Annotated in this window: 10 protein-coding genes; 1 reads left to right on the top strand and 9 read right to left on the bottom strand. The window is 41.1% G+C overall.

Annotated elements, in window-relative coordinates; translation table 11 throughout:
* Positions 1–242, top strand: a 242-nt coding sequence (locus tag FCU94_RS15560; RefSeq protein ID WP_176289401.1) for an IS30 family transposase, incomplete at its 5' end; no start/stop codon positions are given.
* A 37-nt stretch (positions 243–279) separates the two neighbouring features.
* Here the strand turns inward: FCU94_RS15560 and FCU94_RS15555 are convergent.
* The 9 genes from FCU94_RS15555 to FCU94_RS15515 form a co-directional block, all read right to left on the bottom strand.
* A complete protein-coding gene (locus tag FCU94_RS15555) occupies positions 280–711 on the bottom strand; it encodes a DUF4274 domain-containing protein (RefSeq protein WP_176289415.1) in 432 nt (143 codons plus the stop codon).
* Between the two features lie 160 nt (positions 712–871).
* The gene (locus FCU94_RS15550) at positions 872–1372 is read right to left on the bottom strand and encodes a GNAT family N-acetyltransferase (RefSeq protein WP_176289414.1); all 501 of its coding nucleotides are present in this window, start codon (positions 1370–1372) and stop codon (positions 872–874) included.
* 147 nt (positions 1373–1519) lie between these two features.
* Entirely contained in the window at positions 1520–2377 is an 858-nt protein-coding gene (locus tag FCU94_RS15545) for a hypothetical protein (protein ID WP_005472288.1), read from the bottom strand.
* Positions 2378–3544: 1167 nt separating this feature from the next.
* Positions 3545–3892, bottom strand: a complete 348-nt coding sequence (locus tag FCU94_RS15540; RefSeq protein ID WP_176289413.1) for a ribonuclease E inhibitor RraB — start codon at positions 3890–3892, stop codon at positions 3545–3547.
* 364 nt (positions 3893–4256) lie between these two features.
* Complete coding sequence (locus tag FCU94_RS19365) at positions 4257–4391, bottom strand: hypothetical protein (protein WP_255199284.1); 135 nt, start codon at positions 4389–4391, stop codon at positions 4257–4259.
* Between the two features lie 247 nt (positions 4392–4638).
* The gene (locus tag FCU94_RS15530) at positions 4639–5088 is read right to left on the bottom strand and encodes a GNAT family N-acetyltransferase (protein WP_025787434.1); all 450 of its coding nucleotides are present in this window, start codon (positions 5086–5088) and stop codon (positions 4639–4641) included.
* A gap of 137 nt (positions 5089–5225) precedes the next feature.
* On the bottom strand, positions 5226–5624 hold the full coding sequence (locus FCU94_RS15525; RefSeq protein WP_176289412.1) for a GFA family protein: 399 nt from the start codon (positions 5622–5624) through the stop codon (positions 5226–5228).
* 221 nt (positions 5625–5845) lie between these two features.
* Positions 5846–6226: a nuclear transport factor 2 family protein gene (locus tag FCU94_RS15520; protein ID WP_176289416.1), complete on the bottom strand. Its 381-nt coding sequence runs from the start codon at positions 6224–6226 to the stop codon at positions 5846–5848.
* Positions 6227–6337: 111 nt separating this feature from the next.
* Positions 6338–6601: a hypothetical protein gene (locus FCU94_RS15515; RefSeq protein ID WP_176289411.1), complete on the bottom strand. Its 264-nt coding sequence runs from the start codon at positions 6599–6601 to the stop codon at positions 6338–6340.
* Between the last annotated feature and the right edge of the window lie 735 nt (positions 6602–7336).

Here is a 7336-nt window from a genome sequence, read left to right as displayed (position 1 = left end):
GTTATGCACAATTAGAAAAACATCATAACTGCCTGTTTTACTTTGCAAATCCATACCATTCATGGGAGCGAGGCACTAATGAAAACACCAATGGCTTGATACGACAATACTTACCAAAACGCACTTCTATGTCACACGTGACACAGAAGCTCTGCAATGAAATTGCACACAAATTAAATACGCGCCCACGCAAAAGGCTTGGGTATAGAACACCAACGGAGTATATTCATGCGCATCTGTAAAAAGTGTCGCACTTCAAACTTGATACTAAGTGAAAATTTACCTCGTACCTACAACTTTTTTAAGGAAAACTTCAGGGATGCCTTCACGCAGTAGTTTGTATTTTTGAACTTTACTTAGTTGAGGCTCAAAACTCACTTTCCCGACAAGATATTCACCTTTAGAAATCTTTGATGATAACTTTTCACTCAAATCACACCATGTACCGTTATATGGGTTTCGTTCAATTTCGCCAGTAAGGAAAACCATAGATTCAGCAAGCCAAAATATGTTCAATGCTACACCTAAGTCACAATACTTGCTTTCAGCAATAGCACATATAATCTCTAGTCCGTTATCCCAGTTATAGCTATTCGCTAGTTCCTCTAGGAAAAATGGATTTGACGTTTCAGTAACTGCTTGCAAACCTAATGCTGTTGTTTCAGATTGGTTAATCTGAACAATAAAGTCTCTTTCTTGCTGTGAAATCATGACTTACTAGCACCTACTATTTGAATTATTGGATATTTCACATAACGCCGCGTTAAGTGGTGAACAACGCGACCACCGAACCTAAACCATTGTGCCGTAAACACTAAATTTGATTCAAACCAAAACTGCCAAGCGTTGTGAATCCGTCTTAAACGCTTTGTTATATGCGTGTTTGAGTAGAGAGAGTAACCAAGTCATCACTGTCGTACAAACGTTCTGTGGATTCTTGCATACCAAGCTTGCGGAGTAGTTTTTCTGATGCCAGATTTTCTATTACCGCTACACCATAAACTTCAGACACCAAACCCGATTCTAAGGTGAAATTTAAGACTGCCTTTGAAGCTTCAAAAGCGTACCCTTTACCTTGATATTGAGATAGTAATGCATACCTGATATCTGAAAAACTCGAGTCAGGAACTAACTCAACGCCAGCATAACCGATTTTTTGATATGGTTTACTCTTTAACGCAACAATGAAAGTACCATAGCCTTTCGACCAGTGAGCCACTTTGCTTGGTACGTAATTCTGAATGTACTCCAAGCTAAAAGGCTTTCCACCCGGTAAATATCTTGTTGTTTCAGCGCAAGTCAGAAGTTTTGTATAAATATCATAATCTTCTGAGGTTACAGGGCTAAGTATTAGTCTTTCAGTCTCGATCATCGAATTATCCATTTCCTCTAGAGCATATAACGCCGCATTAAGGTGTGAGCAACGCTACCACCTAACCTAAACCATGCCACCGTAAACACTAAACCCAACGACAGAATGGAAAATGCCAAGCGTTGGGAATCACTCTTAAATGCTTTGTTATGAAACTTTGTCAAAGTTGTATCGACGAAGCACAACGTAATCCAAACTACCACACCAAATTACTGGTTTTCCTGTTGTTGCATAGTAGCAATCACCAATGATAAGGGCATGACAACCCTCTAATTGGTCTAACGACTTATCTACCTTAAAGTAAGCTCGGAACTCTTCTGTGATATCAGGATTGATTGAAACACTTAAGCCATCGGTGCGATTACCTGCGTTTAACCAAAGCCTACCATCTGCAGTAAAGCCAGCGTCACTGATAAAGCCCCAATAAACTCGACTTAGCCCGTTGTACCCTTCATGGACATCTTTAAAGTTTACAAATAACTCGTTCGCTTTTTCTGGTAAACCCTGAATGGGAGCATTAGGTATTGTTACTTTAGAATCAGATGTATAGAGCTTATCGGAACGAACTAGCTTATATAATGTGTTTTTAAGTGTTAAATGCGCAGGGTAATCTTTACCACCACCATTTTTAACCTCTTTTCCTGATCTTCGCTCTCCCACAGGAGTGTCAGGTTTCGGTGCTGGCGTTTGAACATCCACTTCATAGTTTTTATCTAAGCCAAGATCCAAAACTATGCCTGAGTCTGGATTAGCCGCAGGCTGTCCATCGCCTCCATCGCCATCATCAACGACTTCATAATTTGTCGCATATGTGCAATCTTCAGAGTGATGGGCACAGAAATGGGGAACTTTGTTCCCATAACTAGATTTTCTAAACCAAGCATCGCCTTTACAAGAAGTACATTGCAGATTTCGGCGCATAGTTACTATAGCTTTTTCACCTAACGCCCAAAATTCATCTGCGTACCATTCTTTTCCATCAATAGTACAAAAAGCAATATCCATTGTTATTACCTCTTAATTATTTTCGACCTAGCCAAATTGGAAGTTTCATAACGCCGCATTAAGGTGTGAGCGGCGCTTGGCTATACTTGAGCGAAGCGAAAACGCCAAGCGTTGCGAATCACTCTTAAATGCTTTGTTATAAATTATTTGTAGTAGGCCTTATTTTTCACCAAGCACAGCGCAAAAACTATAGAGACCAAAGTACCAACAGGAAATATAAATAGCCCAAATACTGAACCTCCTATTGCTACTTTCCTTGCTATCTCTTTCCGCAAAAACAAACCAACACATACGGTAGTGACAACAAAAGCACTAACGATGCTACCAATTACCCAAGAGCGATCACTCCCAGACTCCATAAGGTTCAAATAAAGCGCGCCATATGCGAGCTTCAATGCGAAGATCATAATAAAAGCTGCGACTGAATTGATGATAATCACCAACTCCTTCGAATAGTTCGATTCATTACCGGACAATTTGTTCACCTCGCTGTGATGATTTATAACGCCCAATTAAGTAGCCCGAAACGCATTGGCTCACTTCCCGCATTGCTCGGCAACTCCAAACCCGACGCAAACTAAAATCGCCGAGCGTTGAGGGTCTGCTTGAATTGTTTGTTATGCGAATTCACACGCATAAGCCAAGTTGGGCAGATGAAGATTACCTCAGACGCAAAAAACCACAAACAAACCAAGCACTTTTTGTGATTCACCAAACAGCCGAAGTCACTATGTTACAGACCAACTTCCAACAAGTGACTAATAGTGAATGTAAGCGCATGACTCAGCTTTTGCTTCGAGAAACTCAACGCTGAGAAAAACCAACGAAGATGAACTGCCGATAAACTTGAACTTACCACACTTTGTGCCAACCAAACTTTCCAAGAACCAACACTGAGAACAAATGAGGCAACCCGCGAACTTTGGCATGTTTTACGGCCAGAGTTATTCAAGAACCTAGGCCGACAATGCTGAGTTGCCGATACCGAAAAACAGATGGCCAAAGAGAGCGAGAAAGAGAGATATAGAAGATTTTTTCCTAGTCGCATAACGCCCAATTAAGGGGTGAACAACGCTACCACCCAAACCTAAAGCATTGTGCCATAAACACTTAACTTGAAGTAGAACCAAAAATGCCAAGCGTTGGGAATCCCTCTTAAATTGTTTGTTATGTGTTTTTTTGCAGCTCACATCCCCAGCCGTCATACTCGAGGTCATAGATCACTGAAAGACAAGTCATTAAACCTGAAACTGAATTGAGGACATTTTGAGTTATAGGCATGTTTATTACTACCTGTATTCTATGCTCACCAGCAACCTCCGTATAGGTCGCCTCACCATAACTATTGTCGTTGATGAAGCTTGCAACAAGTTCTGCCCTCGAAGCATCTTTGGCAAGCAAGAGAAAATCCACATTACGTGGGATAGAAAATACATCCCCTTTTTGATCATTTCCTTGAAGCAGCTTTAAATCTTGATATGCATTATCAAGCAGTGCATCTACCACACGACTCATATTTTCTCCTTGTACACATAACGCCCTGCTAAGGGGTGAGCAACGCAATACCGAAGCCACTGCATACCACCTTAATCACTAAAATCAACGCATAGTAAAAATGCCACGCGTTGTGAATCCCTCTTGAGCAGTTTGTTAGTTTGCAAACCCAAAGAGTTGATTTTACGTTATTTTAAATTTTGAAAACAACAAACCCCATGTGCTTTGATGCAATTAAGTCAGGCGTAGTCTCAAAGCGGCTACTCAATGAAACCACTTGGAACAAACAACGTCGCAGAAAACGAGCTCACAACACCAAAAAGCGCTTTTGGAAAACCAATCTCGCAATGCGGACTTTCAACAAAGCCACTGAAGCCAAGTGAACTTACCACACCAGAGAAAGCGTCCTTTCAGCAAGTAAATCGGCTTTTGTACCAATAAACTCACAGAGCAGAGTTTCAGCAAAAAAGTACCACTCAATTAACCCCAAAGTCGCCGCACCAAAGAACAAATCAACCATTGAAACGATGCCAATTTTGGATTTTCACCACGCTAGTTAACACTGAAATTGGACGCCGATACGACAATTTCGACTTTGAGCTTTTACCACTAGACCTTGCGATATAGCTGCGTTTTTCCTCTTGCAAACTAACGCCGCATTAAGGGGTGAACAACGCCACCACCTGACCTAAACCATTGTGCCGTAAACACTAAAGCCGATTCAAACCAAAACCGCCAAGCGTTGTGAATCCCTCTTAAATGCTTTGTTATGTGACTAGCGCCTTTGATAGGCAAATTGACCGTTTTACACCAACGTATTTTCCATATGCACCTGACTCTGAATAAGAGTTACGTTTATAGAAGTTCACCGCTTTTAAGTTAATTCTACGTGTAGATAGGACGGCTTTTTTATAACCTTTTTCAACCGCATAACATTCTAGTTGTTTGAGTAAATAACCACCTGCGCCAGGTTTATTTGAGTACATTCGCTTTAATTCACAGACTTCATTTTGATGGTGCCTAAAAACCCCACACGCTACAGCAACTTTGTTTAGGTAGACCACAATACATCCATCTTTCGACGGATCGAAAGCATCAGACGAAAACGAGCTTTCGCCAGAATCATTAGTGATCTGGCTAAGTGATGAGTTCAATTCAGCCACGAGTGACTGAAAATCAATATTGCTTGGTTCTACTTTCTTGTGTTCGAATCTCATACCAGTCACATAACGCCGCGTTAAGTAGTGAGCAACGCCACCACGAAACCTAACCATACCACCGTAAACACAAAACCCAACGATAGAATAAAAAATGCCATGCGTTGGGAATCTGTCTTAAACGCTTTGTTATAACGCTAGTCGAACTCTTCCTGCTGAGGCAAATCATCTGTGATTTCATACCAAGGCGCTTTGCTTCCAACATAAACATGCCTCGTAGCATTTACCTTAGGATCATCATCTAGAGTACCTAAAGGAAACCCCAAGACTTCTGGGTAAGCATCAAACTTAGTGTACAGACTTGAACCACATTCAGAACAAAAACCTTTATGCTCACCCTCAGATGATTCATAAAATTTGATGTACTCAGCGCCTTGTAATGTCTCCCAGTCTTGAGTTGCTACTTTCGCACGAGTTCTAAACGCTGAAGCATGTAACTTTCGGCACATAGAGCAGTGACAATTTAGTACATCAGACAACTGACCAGAGATGCGATATTTAATACGTTCACACAGACAACTTCCATTTAAAGCCATAATATTATCCTTATTTTGATATGCACCTAGGATACAAGCAATTCAAAAACTAACGTTCAAGAAAAGGATAATGATTTTTCGGTGTGTGTCTCAGTAACGTTTTACATTGATGCGTTATAACGCCGCATTAAGGTGTGAGCGACGCTTGGCTATACTTGAGCGAAGCGAAAACGCAAAGCGTTGCGAATCACTCTTAAATGCTTTGTTAGGTGCGGAGCTTATTATTCCTGCACGACCTTAACCCATTTTGCTCGCCACTCCTGTGCTTCCATAGGATCAGGCCAGAACTCTTTTTGCTTAGTTATTAAGCCATTTTCAACAGTGTGAAATGTTATAGCTCGAGCTTTTTGAACACTATCCGTAATTGAAACATCAGTTACGACAGTTTCTCCATCACACACGACAGAATGAACTTCAAATTCCCGAACACCATTTGCTGGATAATAAGAATTAATCGCTGTGAAATTTTCTCGACCAACTGTTAACTCGCCAGACTGAGGCCAAAAGCCCTCAAAATCTGAACTTAGCCACTCACTAGCTTTTGAAAAATCATTTGTTTTCATTGCATCCCAAAAAGCTAGGACAACTTCCTTTGAACTCATCATTCCCTCCGAGCACCTAACGCCGCATTAAGGTGTGAGCGACGCTTGGCTATACTTGAGCGAAGCGAAACAGCCAAGCGTTGCGAATCACTCTTAAATGCTTTGTTATACCTATGGTTGGTAAGGAGTATGAACCCTACGCTCCCCAGTTTTTACATTCAGCGTTACTGGCGTCAATTGGTAATTAGGTTTCGGCGGAGGAATCAAAAAATCTATAGCACTTTTGGCTTCAAATTCATCAGCAAAAATTTTTGCTTCAGCTTCCTCGAGTGTGAATTTTTTGTCATCTCCCATCCTACGATTGAAAATTGCATCATTTTTGATGAAATGAATCGTTGGGTGAGTGGGTTTATAAACAAAACCTGCTTTAAACATATTTAATACTCCATTAAAAATTCATGTATTTCGTAAAAAGGTATAACGCCCAGTTAAGGGGTGAAGCACGCAATGACCAAGCCGCTGCATTGCACTTCAACACCGAAATCAGTCGCATACCAAAAATGCCACGCGTGCTGAATCCCACTTGAACTGTTTGTTAGCACACTGCCCTTTAAGCCTTTGGCACACGCCAAGATATTGAAATATAGCACGAAAGTTATGGTTTAAAACACCAAAGCCAAACGGACAACTGCCAAACTAAAAACAAACTTCAAGACGTAAGTTGGCTAGAAGAAAAACATGGTTAACTGCCCTTTTGCACCACTTTCAAATTAGCAAAGAATACGGGCTTCGAACTTGAACAACATAAACAAAGAAACGCTTGTTTTGCCGAAAATTTCTCAGCTCCAAAGAAACCACGCCAGAGAAATAGCTCGAAAGTTAGAAACCGTAAACGGTAAACTCAAAGCGAAAACTTCACATCTAGTGCCACCGGAGCGAACGTGAAAGGCACATTTGATCAGGTGCAAAGCGAGGAAAAGAAACCAATAAAAACAGAAACTTTTAGCCTTTGATACCAACCTAGTGCTAACGCCCAATTAAGTAGCCCGAAACGCCCTGGCGCACCTTCCGCATAGCGCCGTAAACGCAAAGCCACACGCAAACCAAAAGTGCCACGCGTTGAGGGTCTGCTTGAATTGTTTGTTATGTTTTACCACAAATGACTGATTT

Source organism: Vibrio sp. JPW-9-11-11 (assembly GCF_013369335.1).
Taxonomy (GTDB): Bacteria; Pseudomonadota; Gammaproteobacteria; order Enterobacterales; family Vibrionaceae; genus Vibrio.
Note: the sequence above shows the minus strand (reverse complement) of the source record. Positions and strands in the feature narration are given on the sequence as shown.